Below are 16,950 nucleotides of genomic sequence, written 5' to 3'. Positions count from 1 at the left end.
AGGGTATTGATATGAAATATGATTTTGATACCTTAAGTGATCGCACAAATACCGCATCTTTAAAGTGGGATGTAAAAGATGGAGAACTTCCAATGTGGGTAGCGGATATGGATTTTGAGGCAGCTCCTGAAATCGTAGAAGCTTTACAAAAAAGAGTAAATCATAAAATATTTGGATATTCTACAGTACCCATTTCATTCTATGAAAATATACAGAAGTGGTGGCTACAACAACATCAAATGCACTTTGAAACTAGCTGGATGATGTTTTGTACAGGAGTTGTACCTGCGATTTCATCAATCGTTCGTCACGTCACAAACATTGGAGATAATGTATTGATTCAATCTCCGGTATATAATATTTTCTATAATTCTATTGTGAACAATGGAAGGCATGTACTTTCAAGTGATTTAAAGTATATGAATGGACAATATGAAATTGATTTTCATGATTTAGAAAGGAAACTATCAAATCCTCAAACAACATTAATGATTCTTTGTAATCCACACAATCCAATTGGAAAGGTGTGGGATAAAGAGACATTAGTTCGTATAGGAGCGTTGTGTGTAAAACATCATGTTCTTGTTGTATCAGATGAAGTACACTGTGATCTTGTTTCTATAAAGACATCCTATACTCCATTTGCGAGTACTTCCTTAGAAAATCAACAAAACTGCATCACTTGTGTAGCACCAAGCAAAGCCTTTAATCTTGCGGGACTTCAAACCTCTTGTATAATTATTTCTAATGAGCAATTGCGACATAAGGTATACCGTGGAATTCAAAGTGATGAAGTAGGTGAACCCAATAGCTTTGCGATAAGCGCAAGTAATGCGGCGTTTGAAAAGGGAAAGGATTGGTTAGTAGAGCTTTGTGTGTATATCGACTCTAACAAAAAAGAAGTACAATCTTATATCCAAGAAAAGTTACCTGAGCTACATGTTGTAGAGAGTGAGGCAACCTATCTGTTATGGATAGATTGTACGAAAGTTTGTGAGGATGATGTAACGTTGGTAGAACACATTCGAAAGCAAACAGGGTTATATCTGTCTTATGGTTCTATGTTTGGGGAAAATGGTAAAGGTTTTTTACGCATGAATATAGCTTGTCCTAAGATTCGATTAAACGAGGGCTTACAAAGACTTCAAGCGGGTATTGAAAGTTATAAAGATCAACGTTCTTGTAGTTTAAAGTTTCTCGTTAAAAGCATAACAACGGTTTTGTAGTTGTTTTAAGAATAACTCAGCTGGTTTTGAGAATATTTGATATTTCTTCCAGACAATGACTAAACCAGCTTCTAATGGTGGATAAAGTGGACGAAATACAAATTTACTTTGTTCATCTGTACTAATTAAATGATCCAAAGTGATGGCATATCCCATACCGCTTTCTACCATTTTACTTCCGTTGTAAATCAAATTGTAGGTAGCGACGATGTTTAGGTTCTCATAGTGCTTTCCAATCCAAGAGGATAGTTCATTATAACGTAAGGGTTGTCTAGACGCTATCAATGGTAACTCCCATAAATCACTTGGTTGAATGTATTCGTTGTTTGCTAGAGGACTGTCCTTTAACATTAAGACACCCCAAGTATCATTGAAAGGTAAGCGTAAATAATCATATTTACTAAGATCACTAGGTCCTATTAAGACACCAAAATCGATCAATCCTTTATCTATTAATTCTGTGATGGTACTAGCATCACCACTTTGTATATGAAAGTGGATGTTTGGATGTGTGTCTTGTATAGATTTGGCGGTTTCCATTAAAAAACTCATCGCATTTGTTTCACCACCGCCGATACAAACATCTCCAGAAACAATATCTTCACTAGATAGGAAGTCAGATTCAGTTTTATCTACCAAATCGATGATTTCTTGTGCTCTTTTTCTAAAGAACATGCCATCGTTTGTAAGCGAAATTTTACGATTTCCTCTCACAAATAGCTGGGTATCTAGCTCTTCTTCCAAATCCATCAATTGTCTAGATAGGGTTGGTTGTGTAATGTGAAGAACTTGTGCAGCGTTGGATATGTTTTCTTCTCTTGCGACAGCAAGAAAATAACGTAATACTCGAATTTCCATATGATCACCTCATATCCCCATTATAATGAATCCTTTTTATGCCTGTCAAGCATGAAGATGTATTTGCTATAAGTATTTGATATTCAAGGTGTTCAAGAATACAATAGAAAATGTGAGGTGAAAGTGTGGTATATAAACCCAGTATCGATAGTTTAAGACAAAACTTATTAGATGCAGATTGTAGTGAGAAAACCATTGCACAATTCATGCAGTTGGAAGAAAGCGGACAGATTAAAGAACAGCTTCGTTTATTATCTTGTCATCGATGTAAATTACTACAAGAAGTTCATGAACGAAATAAGAAGTTAGATTGTTTAGATTATCTGATGTATCAACTGAAAAAACAACAAAAATAACAAAGAAAGAAGGAGACATATGAAGAAAATTTTAATACTCTCAAGTAGTTCAAGAAAACAAGGAAACTCGGATTGTCTAGCAGATGCTTTTGAAAAAGGCGCAACACGCGTTGGACATTGTGTAGAGAAGATATACATAAAGGATATGGATTTGAAATTTTGTACAGGATGTTTGTCTTGTCAAGTGAGTGGAAAATGTCCATTACAAGATGATGTCGCTATGCTTCTTGAAAAGATGCGAACTAGTGATGTACTTGTATTTGCGACACCTATTTACTTTTATGAAATGAGTGGACAAATGAAAACCTTATTGGATCGTACAAATCCTTTGTATGGAAGTGATTATAAATTTGAGGATATCTATTTGATCGCAAGTGCTGCAGAAGAAGAGAGAAGCGCAATGGATGGCGCTATAAAAGGAATAGAGGGATGGATTTCATGTTTTGAAAGAACACAACTAAAAGGAGTTGTGTATGGGACTGGTTTAACTGGTATTGAAGATGTGAAGAAAAACTCATCCCTTTTACAAGAAGCTATGCAACTTGGAGAACATGTATAAGAAAGATAATAGGAGGAAATCATAATGTATTTAGAAAAGATAAATTCACCATTGGATGTAAAGGCGCTTGATACAAAGGCTTTAGAAGTATTAAGTCAAGAAATTCGAGAAGTACTTTTAAAGAAATTAAGTGTACATGGAGGACATATTGGTCCAAACCTTGGTTTAGTAGAACTCAGCATTGCACTTCATTATGTATTTGATTCACCAACGGATAAAATGGTATTTGATGTGTCCCATCAAAGCTATGTTCATAAGATATTGACGGGTAGAAAGTCTGCATTTATAGATGAAGATAAATATGATGAGGTAAGTGGATATACCAATCCTTCTGAAAGTGAACATGATTTCTTTACCATTGGGCATACTTCAACCTCTGTTTCCTTAGCTTGTGGATTAGCTAAGGCTAGAGATTTACAAGGTGAAAAAGGAAATGTGATTGCGATTATTGGAGATGGCTCTTTGAGTGGTGGAGAAGCTTTCGAAGGACTTAACTATATTGGAGAAACTGGTGGAAATATGATCATTATTGTGAATGATAATGGCATGTCCATTGCGGAAAATCATGGTGGCATGTATGAGAAACTTAAACAGTTAAGAGAAAGTAAAGGTACCTGTGTTGACAATTACTTCAAGGGATTGAATTTGGACTATTGTTTTGTAGAAGATGGACATGATATAGAAGGACTTATTTCAACCTTTGAAACGATAAAAGATCGAACACAACCAATTGTCGTACATGTATGTACGACAAAAGGAAAAGGATATAAACTAGCTGAAACAGATAAAGAACATTGGCACTGGAATATGCCTTTTGATTTAGAAACAGGGAAGCCAAAATTCACAATGGAAGAAATGGGATACGATGAATTCAGTGCACAATACTTATTGAACGCTATGAAAGAAGATCCAAAAGTAGTTGCGATTACCTCTGGTACTCCTGCTGTGTTTGGCTTTCATAAAGAACAAAGAATACAGGCTGGCAAACAATTTATAGATGTAGGTATTGCGGAAGAACATGCGGTTGCCTTAGCTTCTGGAATTGCGAAAGGGGGAGGGAAACCAGTATATGGCGTATATAGTACCTTCTTACAACGCACCTATGATCAACTATCCCATGATTTATGCATCAATAAGAACCCAGCATTAGTATTGGTGTTTGCTGCGAGTGTTTATGGCATGAATGATGAAACACATCTTGGCTTATTCGATATCGCAATGATGGGGAATATACCAAATATGGTGTATTTGGCACCAACTTGTATGGAAGAATATGAAGCGATGTTACATTGGGGATTACATCAAGAACAACATCCAGTCGCGATTCGTGTTCCAGTAGGAACTCTACGTTATTCAGGTAAAAAAGATGAGAGTGATTATGCTTTGTTAAATACTTATCAGATGACAAAAAGAGGAGGTGATGTAGCAATTTTAGCACTTGGTAACTTTTACTCCATAGGAGAAAATGTTGTGGAACAATTAGATAAAGAACATGGAATAAAGGCGACTCTTATCAATCCGAAATATATCACAGGATTGGATACGAACTTGTTGGATGAATTGAAAAAAGACCACAAACTAGTCATTACGTTAGAGGATGGAATCTTAGAAGGGGGCTTTGGAGAAAAGATTGCTCGTTACTATGGAACAGATGACATGATGGTAAAAACATATGGCATCAAAAAAAGCTTCCCATCGCGCTATGATGTAAATGAATTATTAAAAGAACATGGTATCCAGGAAGAAAGCATTGTGAATGATATCAAAACATTGATGAAGAAGAAAGATAACGCCTAAGTTATCTTTTTTCTTTCGTAGAGAAGGGGAGTATGAAACAATCGAATAAGAAAACACTAATGTAAGAAATCCATCCAAAACTTTCAAGATAAAAGATTGTTGATGGAGGTTATATTTGTTAAAATATAGAATAGTACAAGGAGGCAGATGATATGAAAAATTCTATTTATATAGCGATTGATTTAAAATCATTTTATGCCTCTGTAGAATGTGTGGATCGTGGATTAGACCCATTGACAACAAATCTTGTTGTAGCGGATGTGAGTAAAACGGAAAAAACGATTTGTTTAGCAGTTACACCTTCTTTAAAAGCATATGGAATTTCAGGAAGAGCTCGTTTATTTGAGGTTGTCCAAAAAGTAAACGAAATCAATATGATGCGTAAAAGAAAAGCTGTGAATCGTCAGTTTCAAGGAGAATCTTATGATGCTGTGGAACTACAACAAAATCCATCGCTTGCCTTAAGCTATATTGCGGCACCTCCTAGAATGGCATATTATATGGACTATAGCACGAAGATTTATGAAATCTATTTAAAATATGTAGCACCTGAAGATATTCATGTATATTCCATTGATGAAGTGTTTATGGATGTGACGAGCTATTTAAATACCTATCATATGACACCTAAGGAATTGGCAAAAACAATCATTCAAGATATTGAGAAAAGTACATATATTACCGCAACAGCAGGAATTGGTACGAATTTATACCTTTGTAAGGTAGCGATGGATATCGTCGCAAAGCATGTGAAACCAGATAAAGATGGTGTAAGAATAGCGTTGTTAAATGAACAAAGATATCGTGAATTGTTATGGGGACATACACCAATAACTGACTTTTGGAGAGTTGGGAGAGGGTATGCGAAGAAGTTAGCACAAATTGGAATCTATACGATGGGAGATGTCGCAAGATGTTCCATTGGAAAAGAACATGAGTATTACAATGAAGAACGTTTGTATCAATTGTTTGGTGTAAATGCGGAGTTGTTAATTGATCATGCATGGGGATATGAATCTTGTACCATGGAGGATATTAAAGCTTATCAACCAGCGAATCATAGCATAGAAACAGGACAAGTTTTAAGTTGTCCCTATCCATTTGAAAAGGCGCGTTTGATTGTAAAAGAAATGCTGGATTTATTAGCGTTGGATTTGGTAGAAAAACAATTTGTAAGTGATCAAATTGTATTGCATGTTGGCTATGATATCGAAAACAGTGAAAAGGCTGCGCAATATGTCGAAGAGTTTACAACTGACTATTATGGACGTAAACTACCCAAACACGCGCATGGTAGCGCAAACCTGGATAAACCAACTTCCTCATCAAGAGAAATCATACAAGCTGTGATGAAGGTGTATGATGCCATTGTGAATCCGAACCTTACCATACGACGTATCAATATATCAGCGAATCATCTCTTACACGAACAACGAGATGCCAATCAAACGAGTTGTGACCAATTGGATCTTTTTGTAGATTATGAAGCCTTGGCAAAACAAGAACAACAACGAACCATTGCATTAGAAAAGGAAAAAGAATTGCAGAAAGCAACCCTTCGTATCAAAAAGAAATATGGTAAGAACGCATTGTTAAAGGGTATGAATTTAGAAGAAGGTGCACAAAGCAAAGAAAGAAACGAAAAAATTGGTGGACATAAAGCATAAAGAAAGGGAGCGATTATATGGAAAAAAAGAAAACAAATACATATGAAGATATCATCCATTTACCAAGACATCAATCTAGAAAACACGCTCCTATGCCCCGTCTTTCTAGAGCTGCACAATTCGCTCCGTTTGCGGCTTTGACTGGGCACAAAGAGGCAGTCTATGAAAAAGAAAGAATCACAAGTTCTAAAAAAATATTGGATGAAACTGAAAACATACGCTTAAATGAAGAACTACAAAAGATTCTATTACATTTAAAGAAAAGGCCACGTATCAAAGTGACCTATTTTGAACCAGATATTTATAAACATGGTGGTGAGTATATCACCATCAATAAGAATCTTAAACGGATAGATGATGTGGCGCATGTGCTACATTTTGAAGATCAAACGAGAATTTCCATTGAAGATATTTGTGAAATAGAAATGCTAGAAGATTAGCTTTTTAAGAAGTTTCTTTCCGATAGTTTCTTGGCGTTGTATGCATATAGCGTTTGAATACTTTAGAGAAATAACTAGGGTCTTCAAATCCACATAACGCACATATTTCAGTTATCGGTTTATCACTCTCTTGAAGATATTGTGTAGCTTTTGATATACGATATTGCATCAGATATGAAATAGGGGAATCATGCAATGTTTTTTGAAAACAACGCAAAGCTTCTCTCTCACTGATGTTGACGCAATCTGCGATATGTTTCAATGTAATATCTTCTTGGTAATGATGTTGAATATAATGCAACATATATTTGATACGTTTTACAGTGTTTGTCTCTTCTTTACTAGTTTCTTGTTCACATAATACATGAGACACTAATAAATACCACATATGAGATAATTGTTCTCGTACTAGCATTTCATAAGCGAATCCACCTTTCTCATAATGCTCAAAAGCTTGTAGAACACATTGAGCGGCTTCTTTCTCCCACATCTTTGAAGAAGACATTCTTATATAGGGAAGATTGTTGTTGTGTAAGAGGGGATCGATATAATGTTGTTGTACAACACCTGAAGTTTTATCACTGATAAGATTTGCAGAAAATACAAAAGAATAAAAAATACAGTTTCCATGATGTCCCTTGATGGAATGCAAGACATTTGTATTAATAAAAGCACCCTCTTCTTCTTGTAATATAACTTCTTCCTGTTGGATTTGTAACGTTGCACTTCCTTGATAGATATAAAGCACCTCAATGGTTTCATGCCAATGCCAAGGAATTTCATTTGCGGGCATTTGTTTTAAGTCATTATAGAAAGCACTGATAGGAAATGTATCACTACCAGCCGCAATAATTTCACGGCGTCGTTCATCAAGTTCTATTTCACAAATAGGAGTTTTCATAGGATATCCTTACCTTTCGTCCAAATTGTAATACTTTATGGCTATATTATTATGGTAAGAATGCTCTTTTGTCAATATAATTATAGTTAGAGGTGATCAAGATGGGTAATTATTTAAAAATAGATTTACATATGCATAGTGTGAAAAGTGATGATGGAGAATATACTCCAGAACAATTGATGAAGCTTTGTCATAATGCTGGATTAGAGGTTGTCGCAATTGCGGATCATAATAGTGTAGAAGCAGTATCTGATGCGAAGATAGCCGCAAGTGCATTAGGGTTAACATTAATTCCAGCAATTGAACTTGATTGTGTTATTGATGATGTAGAATTGCATGTGTTAGGATATGGCATAAATGAAGCAGATGTAGCCTTCGCGAATGTAACAGCTTCTTTATTAAAACAAGAACAAGCCGCAGCTGGAACACGTTTACAACTTGCTCGTGATTTAGGATTGTATATCGATGAAGATAAAGCATATGAACTATCTCATCATGGATGTATTACAGGAGAAGTGATTGCGGAGGTTGCCTTAATGGATGAACGTAATCATGCGTTCTTAAAAGAATATTTGCCAGGAGGATCACGCAGTGATAATCCATATGTTAACTTTTATTGGGACTATTGTTCACAAGGAAAACCAGCATATGTAAAAATCAATTATATGAGTTTAGAAGAGGCAATCCATTTAATTCAACATGCAGGAGGTATTGCTGTACTAGCACATCCTGGAAACAATACGAAAGAAAATGTAGACTTATTAAACTATATCTTCTCTTATGATGTTGTTGGAATTGAAGCATATAGTAGCTATCATACTCCAGAACAAGTAGAATTCTATCGCAACTACGCAAAAGAACATCATCTATGTATCACAGCGGGTAGCGATTTCCATGGAAAAACAAAACCAGCAATACATTTAGGAGAGATGGAGTGTGTCGATCCTGAAGAAATTTATCAATCCAAAGTATTGCATATCGGTATTTAAAAAAAGCCGATGTACGTGATCAAGTTATCATGTGCATCGGTTTATTTTTCTCTTTTCTGAAAACGAAGCAAAATGAAGAAGAAAACACCCATTCCAATTAAAACAAACATATTATCCCATAAGGTCGTTGTATGTGTGCCATATTCAAAGACTAATCCAAACTGTTTCTTAAACTCTAACAAGGCTGTTTCTTGTCCTGCAGGAAACGATCTTTGTAAGACATCTTCCATCATCACATTGCGAAATAACGCAGCTCCATGACTTGGTGGAAACCAGGCGATGATAACTTGTAAAAAATGAGGTAAAGAACCAATGGGAACATAGATCCCCATCAAAAAACCAGATAGGGTACCAATGATCGTTGTAATATTACTAAAAGAGGAAGCACTATTAAAAAATGACATAATAAAATAAAGCATCGAGGTACAAGATAAAATTGATAATAACATGATTCCAAACAATTTCATAAACGTCACAATATCCAAAAGCTTTCCACCATACGCTAAAATATACATCTCCGCGATACCAAGTGTTACAGTAGAGATGAGAAAGGTAATCACAATAGTAGAACAAATATATGCAACTGATATCTGCATACGAGAAATAGGGGAGATACGAAAATCATCTAGGATATGATGCTGTTTATCCTCAATAACAATACCAAGAACACTTAAAGATGTGGTCAAAGAAACAATACCTAAAGTACCCGCCATAATCCATGTATCACTAATTTCTCGAGCGGTATCTGGGAACGGTGCTTTCAGTGGTTTAATCATCATATCTCCAAGAAAGCAGATGTATAAAAACAGTACAATAAAAACTGCCATAAACGAAAAGAACAGTGCACTTTTATCCTTGAAAAACAACATCATATTACGCTTCATTAAAATTGCGATAACGCTCATAAAACATCTTCCTCTAACATATTCAAATATAGTTCCTCCATGGTTCCCTTATGCAATTCAATATGATCAATACTTTGTTCACACCCTCTTAAAATGGACATGAGATGATAAAAGTTTAAGACTTCCACATCAATGTAGGAATTCTTTTTTTTATATGGAATTCGTTTCATCTGCAATTGTTTTGCGATCGTAGATAAGGCATCGCTATACAAATAGAGATGTTCTTTTTCAATGGAGCGAAGAAGTTCTTCCTTTGTCCCATCAGCCACAATTTTCCCATGTTGTAAGAGTGTAATGTGATCTGCTATTTCAGCTTCTTCCATATAATGCGTTGTCATAAAAATTGTCATGTGTTCCTCATTGTGAAGTGCACGAATCATATCCCATAGTTCCTTTCTAGAAACAGGATCAAGTCCCGTACTAGGCTCATCGAGAATAAGAATACTAGGTTTTGGAATAAGTGCACGAGCAATATCCACTTTACGACGTTGCCCACCAGATAATTCTTGTACTTTTTGATGTAGGAAAGCTTCTATATGACATTGTTTCATTAGCGTTTGTAATCTAGCGTAGGCATGTTTTCCATAAAGACCATACAACCCACATCGCAAAAGTAAGTTTTCTTTTACACTTAAACTTTCATCCAACATACTTCCTTGAAACACAATCCCAAGTTCTTTACGTATCGCATGATTTTGTACTCCTAGTGTATAACCTTCCATTTCAATGCTCCCTGTATCCCAAGAAAGCAAAGTAGAAAGAATGGAAATCGTCGTTGATTTACCCGCTCCATTAGGACCTAAAAAAGCAAATATTTCTCCCTTTTTTACTTGAAACGAAATATCATCAATTGCGATATGATTCCCATACCTTTTACTCACATGTTTTACAACAATGCTATATTGCATACAATCACCCAATTCATTCTATGCCATAACACATCTAAATATGGCAATTAGGCTGACAAACAAGAAAGAATGAATCCACAACATACCATAAAACGGGGGTGACTTGCATGGACTTTCTACAACTTATGAATTCCTATATAAAAAGTGAATTATTGATCATTACTCCAGTGTTATACATTATCGCAAAGATGATGGACAACAGTCATATGGATAGTAAAAAGATACCATGGTATTTGTTATTGATATCCATCATTTTATCAACGCTGTATACATTTGCGAATGTAGATGTATCAACGCGTTCTTTATTTATGATGGCTGTGTTTACTTCATTTGTACAAGGAGTACTACTTGCGGGTACAACGGTATTTGGTGGCATTCTTGCGAGCTTAATGAAGAATAAGAAAAAATGAAGTAAATCCATAAAAGGGAAGCGATGTAACAAAAAAAGAACACCCAGTGCATAGTACTCATAATCCATCGTTTTATTATGAAAACGTGGTCTTACTCACTATCGAATGCGTGTTCTTTTTATCGTATACTTTTTATGTAATCCTTCGTTTACTAGAATTAAAGATGAAACAAGCTTCACGATACTTACTAACTGCTCTTCTAGAAATGAGAATTCCTTCATTCTCTAACAATTTTCTTAAATCTTCATCACTATAGGGATGATGCTTATCTTCTTCATCAATCAATACTAATAAACGTTTCTTTATTTCTTCTTTTACACTTTGTTCACTTCCACCATTTGCCAACATTTTCTTTAACGTATAATATTTGTTCTCAAATTCAAAAGACTTATTCGCAATAGCTCTTGAAATGGTAGAAACATGTAGTCCACAATTTTGGGCAATCATCGCTAGTGTTAAATGTTGTAATGGTCCATGATTTAGAAAAAAGTCATGTTGTACATCACAGATATATTGCATAATCTGTAAAAGTGTCATATTTCTTTTTTGAATACTTTGTTGTAGATTCTTCACAAGTGCGCGTTGTTGTCTCATAAAAGAGGTAAGTTCTTTACTTTCTTTCATAGATTCATCCATTTGAAAAGAAAGTGATAAATCATCGTTTAACAATTGGATATTTACAGTTTCATCTACAACATCGATTTTAAACTCTGGATTCACAAAGATGGTTTCTATGGAATAATTGGCAGCTGGTTTTGGATTGCATGTCTGAATAAAATGGAATCCTCTTTCCAACTCTTCCTTACATAAATGTGTCTCTTCTGCGATATGTTGCCATCTACGAAGGGCTAAATCTTCTAAGTAATTACACAATGTATATGCAATCTGTGCATCTGCTTCCTCACTGTTTTTACATTGGATTTGAAGGCAATCCTTCAAATCAAAGGCAAAAATTCCAACTGGTTCAAACGTATGTAAAATATTCAGATGTGCTTGTATTTGTGCTTTATGATAAGGAGAATGATGATAGAGCTGATCTTTTTTTACTCTAAAATACCCATTGCTATCCAATTGAGAGAGTAAATACTCGCATAATTCTTCATCGATTTTGCCATTATAAAGATGTACTTGTTCCATCACTTCATCATACAAAGAGCGTTTGCTATGATCATATTCTAAATATGCATCACTATCTTGTTCGACTTGAAAACCCTGCACTTGCAGGTAGGGATGTTCATTCATTTGTTCTTGTAAAAAGACTCTTAGCTCATCATTGCTATAGGATAAGATTCTTAATGAATCACTTTTTCCTTTATGAAATTTTGTCTGCAATGAAATCTCTGGTTTTGGAATGAGGGTTTGTTTCATAGTGCGTTGACTCCTATTCTACATCCCCCTATATTCGTTATTAGAATTATACCATATCTAGCTAACACAAAAGAACCATTTAAGAAATAAACTATAAAAATAAAGAAAGATACGTAGGCTTTGTATCACCTAATACGTATCTTTCTTATTTGTTTATTAAAATACTAAGATATCGCAATACCTGCACTTGCATAACCAACAACTGAATTTATTAAAGTTAAGCCAGTTGCAGTCGCAGTAAATACTAAGAGTAAGCGTGTCTGATTAGTAACATTGATATTTAAGCCAGTGAGTGTACCAGATGTGATTGTCCCAATAGCTAAGATTCCAGTCAATGTTGGAGACAGATTCAAGGTTGCCCCTGGAACTGCTGTAAAACTGTTGTTTGGTGTTGTTGATCTATAAAGTGTTGCAGTGATAGTAACGTTAGAACCAACAAGACTCAAGGCAGCAGTTGTACTGAAGAATGCACTTATACCAGTAATCGTACCTGCTCTAGGCATAGAGAATGCAAAGTTGGTAAGTGTTCCTGCTGCATTGGTTAAGTCAATAACTCCACCTACGATACTTAATCCAGCGGCACTAGAACCAAAACCTACAAATGCAGGAGTTCCTACTAAACCACCAGCAATAGTTGTTACTGTAATTGGTAATCCTGAAGAGAAAGGAATGATTGCGGCAGCACCTTCTTCTCCTTGAGGACCTGTAGGACCTGTAGGACCAGTTGCCCCATTAGCACCAGTAGGACCAGCGACACCTGTTGCGCCATTAGCTCCTGTGTTTCCTGTAGCACCTGTTGGACCAGTTGCTCCATCAGCTCCAGTATTTCCGGTAGCACCAGTAGGTCCAGTTGCCCCATCTGCACCTGTATTTCCAGTTGCACCAGTAGGGCCTGTATTACCAGTAGTACCAGTTGCACCAGTATTTCCAGTAGCTCCAGTAGGACCTACTTCACCATCTGCTCCAGTATTTCCTGTAGCACCTGTTGGACCAGTTGCTCCATCAGCTCCAGTATTTCCAGTTGCACCTGTTGGACCAGTTGCTCCATCTATACCAGTCGCTCCGGTTGCGCCAGTAGGTCCAGTTGCACCATCGACACCATCAATTCCTGTGTTTCCAGTAGGACCTGTAGGACCGGTTGCACCATCTGCTCCAGTAGCTCCTGTGTTACCAGTTGGACCAGTCGCTCCATCTGTACCATTTGCTCCAGTGTTTCCAGTAGGACCTGTTGGTCCTGTTGCACCATCTGCACCAGTGGCTCCTGTGTTACCAGTAGGACCTGTTGGTCCTGTTGCACCATCTGCACCAGTGGCTCCTGTGTTACCAGTAGGACCTGTTGGTCCAGTTACACCATCAGCGCCATTAGCTCCTGTGTTTCCAGTAGGACCTGTAGGTCCAGTGACACCATCTGCACCAGTGGCTCCTGTGTTTCCAGTAGGACCCGTTGGTCCAGTGACACCATCTGCACCAGTGGTTCCTGTGTTTCCAGTAGGACCCGTTGGTCCAGTGACACCATCTGCACCATTCGCTCCGGTATTACCAGTAGGACCTGTAGGTCCAGTCACACCATCAGCGCCATTTGCTCCAGTGTTTCCGGTAGGACCTGTTGGTCCAGTCGCACCATCAGCACCATTAGCTCCTGTATTACCAGTAGGACCTGTTGGTCCAGTTACACCATCAGCGCCATTAGCTCCTGTGTTTCCAGTAGGACCAGTTGGTCCAGTCACACCATCAGCGCCATTTGCTCCTGTATTACCAGTAGGACCTGTTGGTCCAGTCGCACCATCAGCGCCATTAGCTCCTGTGTTTCCAGTAGGACCTGTTGGTCCAGTAATACCATTAGCACCGGTTGCTCCGTTGGCTCCTGTTGCACCAGTGTTACCTTTAGGTCCAGTAATACCAGTGGCACCATTTGGACCAGTATCTCCACGAGCCCCAGTAGGACCAGTGGCACCATTAGCGCCAGTAGGACCTGTTGCTCCTGAAATACCAGTCGCTCCGTTGGCTCCAGTAGCTCCTGTATTACCTTTAGGTCCAGTGATACCAGAGGCACCATTTGGGCCAGTATCTCCACGAGCCCCAGTAGGACCAGTGGCACCATTAGCACCAGTTGGACCCGTCGCTCCTGAGATACCAGTTGCTCCGTTGGCTCCAGTAGCTCCTGTATTACCTTTAGGTCCCGTGATACCAGTGGCACCATTTGGACCAGTATTTCCTCTAGGACCTGTCGGACCAGTTGGTCCAGTTGGACCTGTAGGACCCGTTGGTCCTGTAATTCCCATTTCGGATTGCAATACTATGTCATCCATAAATTCACCCCTCTTTACCATATGCGAATGAATATTGTGAATGTAGGTAATCCTAATGCATGCATGATAAAAATAAAAAGAATCCATACTAGAAGAAAAGGAGTGGTCTGTATGAAGATTGGATATGCATGTATATTTTTAGGGGATGAACAATCACGTCAAAGAACTTGTACTTTAAAATATATTACAGAAGAGAAACTACAAGAAATCATATCTCATAATTTACAAGCATTGCGACGTATTTTGGCGTTTAATGCAGCACATAACATTATGATGTATCGATTATCATCGGATATCATACCGTTTGGTTCTAGTCCAGTGAATACGTTACCTTGGCAAAGTATATATCGAAAGGAATTGGAGGAGATTGGCAATTTTGTAAAGGAGAAGGGGATGCGGGTTTCCTCTCATCCAGGGCAATATACCATATTGAATGCGTTGAATGTGGAGATTATAGAACGCTCTAAATTAGATTTAGAATACCACTGCAGTATCTTAGATATGATGGGATTAGATTCTTCACATAAAATGGTATTGCATATTGGTGGGATTTATAATGATAAAGATTGCGCAATGCAACGTTTTATAGATGTGTATCGTACACTTCCAGAACATATACAAAGACGATTGGTTATCGAAAATGATGATCGTTATTATACTGTTGAAGATGTTTTGAAAATATCTTCATATACACATATACCAGTCGTGTTTGATAATTTGCACCATGAAATTCTACCTCCTGAAGAATATAAAAGTATAGGTGAATGGTTAACGTTGGTACGTGATACATGGAAGAAGGAGGATGGTGTACAAAAGGTTCATTATAGTGAACAGGCTGTAGGGAAGCGATTGGGTGCGCATGCACAACATGTTACTAGTAATGTGTTTTTTTCATTTCTTGCGCAAGTACCTTTTGATGTGGATGTGATGTTGGAAGTAAAAGATAAGAATATTTCAGCTTGTAAGATACAATGTTTGTTAGAGCCTAATATTGCATGTTTTTATGAGGAATGGAAGTATTATAAATATTTGTTCTATTTACATTCCTTAGCAGATTATACGTATTATGAGTACTTGTTTAGTGAGCATAAGGATATCGATCGTATGGATTTTTATCAACTGGCAGAACGTTATCTTCGTGAAGAAGTGATGAATGAAAATTATCGTATGCTATTTCAATTCATAAAGAGAAATTGGCAAGATATCGTTAGTGAGCGTTCTATGAAACTTTACATACGAATGATGGAAAACTATTGTGAAAAGAATACGTCTTCTTCACTTTTTGTATCCGCAATCTATCGTATTGCCACTAGAGAGCAGTTAGTAGATGAAATAGCTGGTTTGATATTGTTGCAAATGTTGGTATAAAGCACTTGGTAGTTGTTCATAATATGTTTGACAGGAGGATATAAACATGAAAAGTTATCTAAAAAAATTTGGCTGTCTATGTTTGATGGCAGGACTATTAGCAGGGTGTAGTATGAACGATACTGCAAAAGAAGATATGAATAAGGTGAATAAATCCACCGAGAAAGCTGCAGATGATACAAAGAAGGCTGCTGATAAGGCAAAGACCACAACTGAGGATAGTATTGATAATGTGATGAACTATTTCACTACTAAGGGTATTGCCTATAATAATATGCAAGCAATTGAGAATATGGATTTTGCTGCTTATGAAGGTAGGTCTTTCATGATGAATGATAAGACAGCATATTTGTATCGTGTGAAGTCTGATGATGAAAGTATGAAAAAGGTCATGGATGAAGCTAAAAATAATGGAAAAGTAAAAGTGAAGGTAGATGGTAAGGAACAGGAGTATGGTGCACAAGTAAATGGTGATTATTTATTGTTGTATGATACAACTGCTAATACTGCAGATTTACAAAAAGCCTTTCCAAATTATCAACCAACAGGTGTTCATGGAAGTAATGCAAATGAAGATATGAATGGTACAGGTTCTTCCACAGAAAACAACACAACAAACGATATGACAGACTAACCAGAGAAATTCTGGTTTTTTTATCTATTAGGAACTTGCATAATTTAAGTGGAAATGAGAGAAAACGAAAAAAACATGACGAAAAGGCTCTAAGAAGAGCCAAAGAAGGACATTACAAGTTTTTACTTTTGGTTCTCTAGAAAATCTTTAGGAAGCATTTCGCTATCGCATTTAATACAAGCATTCACATAAACTTTTTTCAATCCAAAACGTTTCTTTGATAAGACTTCTTCCGCAAGCCAATCAGGCATCGGA

At 36.8% G+C, this 16,950-nt stretch carries 16 protein-coding genes; 10 read left to right on the top strand and 6 right to left on the bottom strand.

The features are described from left to right. Positions 1–11 precede the first annotated feature (11 nt). Positions 12–1,226: a MalY/PatB family protein gene (locus ACWG42_RS00080; RefSeq protein ID WP_455789387.1), complete on the top strand. Its 1,215-nt coding sequence runs from the start codon at positions 12–14 to the stop codon at positions 1,224–1,226. Here the strand turns inward: ACWG42_RS00080 and ACWG42_RS00075 are convergent. Next, positions 1,188–2,084: a LysR family transcriptional regulator gene (locus tag ACWG42_RS00075; protein ID WP_455789386.1), complete on the bottom strand. Its 897-nt coding sequence runs from the start codon at positions 2,082–2,084 to the stop codon at positions 1,188–1,190. The genes ACWG42_RS00080 and ACWG42_RS00075 overlap by 39 nt on opposite strands. A gap of 125 nt (positions 2,085–2,209) precedes the next feature. Between ACWG42_RS00075 and ACWG42_RS00070 the strand changes: the two genes are divergently transcribed. The 5 genes from ACWG42_RS00070 (at position 2,210) to ACWG42_RS00050 (ending at position 6,903) form a co-directional block, all read left to right on the top strand. Then, positions 2,210–2,440: a hypothetical protein gene (locus tag ACWG42_RS00070; protein WP_455789385.1), complete on the top strand. Its 231-nt coding sequence runs from the start codon at positions 2,210–2,212 to the stop codon at positions 2,438–2,440. Between the two features lie 19 nt (positions 2,441–2,459). Further along, a complete protein-coding gene (locus ACWG42_RS00065) occupies positions 2,460–2,999 on the top strand; it encodes a flavodoxin family protein (protein WP_455789384.1) in 540 nt (179 codons plus the stop codon). Between the two features lie 24 nt (positions 3,000–3,023). Continuing rightward, positions 3,024–4,796 (top strand): 1-deoxy-D-xylulose-5-phosphate synthase, encoded by a 1,773-nt coding sequence (locus tag ACWG42_RS00060; protein ID WP_455789383.1) that lies wholly within the window; start codon positions 3,024–3,026, stop codon positions 4,794–4,796. A gap of 152 nt (positions 4,797–4,948) precedes the next feature. Further along, positions 4,949–6,463 (top strand): Y-family DNA polymerase, encoded by a 1,515-nt coding sequence (locus ACWG42_RS00055; protein ID WP_455789381.1) that lies wholly within the window; start codon positions 4,949–4,951, stop codon positions 6,461–6,463. 17 nt (positions 6,464–6,480) lie between these two features. Beyond that, complete coding sequence (locus ACWG42_RS00050; RefSeq protein ID WP_455789379.1) at positions 6,481–6,903, top strand: hypothetical protein; 423 nt, start codon at positions 6,481–6,483, stop codon at positions 6,901–6,903. Positions 6,904–6,907: 4 nt separating this feature from the next. On the opposite strand, the gene ACWG42_RS00045 is transcribed toward ACWG42_RS00050, so the two are convergent. After that, positions 6,908–7,804, bottom strand: a complete 897-nt coding sequence (locus tag ACWG42_RS00045) for an AraC family transcriptional regulator (RefSeq protein WP_455789377.1) — start codon at positions 7,802–7,804, stop codon at positions 6,908–6,910. Between the two features lie 101 nt (positions 7,805–7,905). Between ACWG42_RS00045 and ACWG42_RS00040 the strand changes: the two genes are divergently transcribed. Next, positions 7,906–8,793, top strand: coding sequence for a PHP domain-containing protein (locus ACWG42_RS00040; protein WP_455789375.1), 888 nt, complete (start codon positions 7,906–7,908; stop codon positions 8,791–8,793). A 41-nt stretch (positions 8,794–8,834) separates the two neighbouring features. On the opposite strand, the gene ACWG42_RS00035 is transcribed toward ACWG42_RS00040, so the two are convergent. Next, positions 8,835–9,698 carry an ABC transporter permease gene (locus ACWG42_RS00035; protein ID WP_455789374.1) on the bottom strand — a complete coding sequence of 288 codons (864 nt, stop codon included), beginning with the start codon at positions 9,696–9,698 and terminating at the stop codon, positions 8,835–8,837. Continuing rightward, on the bottom strand, positions 9,695–10,606 hold the full coding sequence (locus ACWG42_RS00030) for an ABC transporter ATP-binding protein (protein WP_455789373.1): 912 nt from the start codon (positions 10,604–10,606) through the stop codon (positions 9,695–9,697). The genes ACWG42_RS00035 and ACWG42_RS00030 overlap by 4 nt, the downstream gene beginning before the upstream one ends. Positions 10,607–10,731: 125 nt before the next feature. On the opposite strand from ACWG42_RS00030, the gene ACWG42_RS00025 reads away from it, so the two are divergent. Beyond that, the gene (locus tag ACWG42_RS00025; RefSeq protein ID WP_455789372.1) at positions 10,732–11,016 is read left to right on the top strand and encodes a phage holin family protein; all 285 of its coding nucleotides are present in this window, start codon (positions 10,732–10,734) and stop codon (positions 11,014–11,016) included. A gap of 132 nt (positions 11,017–11,148) precedes the next feature. Here ACWG42_RS00025 and ACWG42_RS00020 read toward each other — a convergent pair whose 3' ends face one another. After that, positions 11,149–12,384, bottom strand: a complete 1,236-nt coding sequence (locus ACWG42_RS00020) for an RNA polymerase factor sigma-54 (RefSeq protein WP_455789370.1) — start codon at positions 12,382–12,384, stop codon at positions 11,149–11,151. Positions 12,385–12,548: 164 nt separating this feature from the next. Beyond that, the gene (locus ACWG42_RS00015; RefSeq protein ID WP_455789369.1) at positions 12,549–14,693 is read right to left on the bottom strand and encodes an exosporium glycoprotein BclB-related protein; all 2,145 of its coding nucleotides are present in this window, start codon (positions 14,691–14,693) and stop codon (positions 12,549–12,551) included. Positions 14,694–14,804: 111 nt separating this feature from the next. On the opposite strand from ACWG42_RS00015, the gene uvsE reads away from it, so the two are divergent. Then, positions 14,805–16,061 (top strand): UV DNA damage repair endonuclease UvsE, encoded by a 1,257-nt coding sequence (gene uvsE / locus ACWG42_RS00010; protein WP_455789368.1) that lies wholly within the window; start codon positions 14,805–14,807, stop codon positions 16,059–16,061. A 46-nt stretch (positions 16,062–16,107) separates the two neighbouring features. Then, complete coding sequence (locus tag ACWG42_RS00005) at positions 16,108–16,695, top strand: hypothetical protein (protein WP_455789367.1); 588 nt, start codon at positions 16,108–16,110, stop codon at positions 16,693–16,695. Positions 16,696–16,950: the final 255 nt, after the last annotated feature.

Source organism: Amedibacillus sp. YH-ame10 (assembly GCF_053848885.1).
Note: the sequence above shows the minus strand (reverse complement) of the source record. Positions and strands in the feature narration are given on the sequence as shown.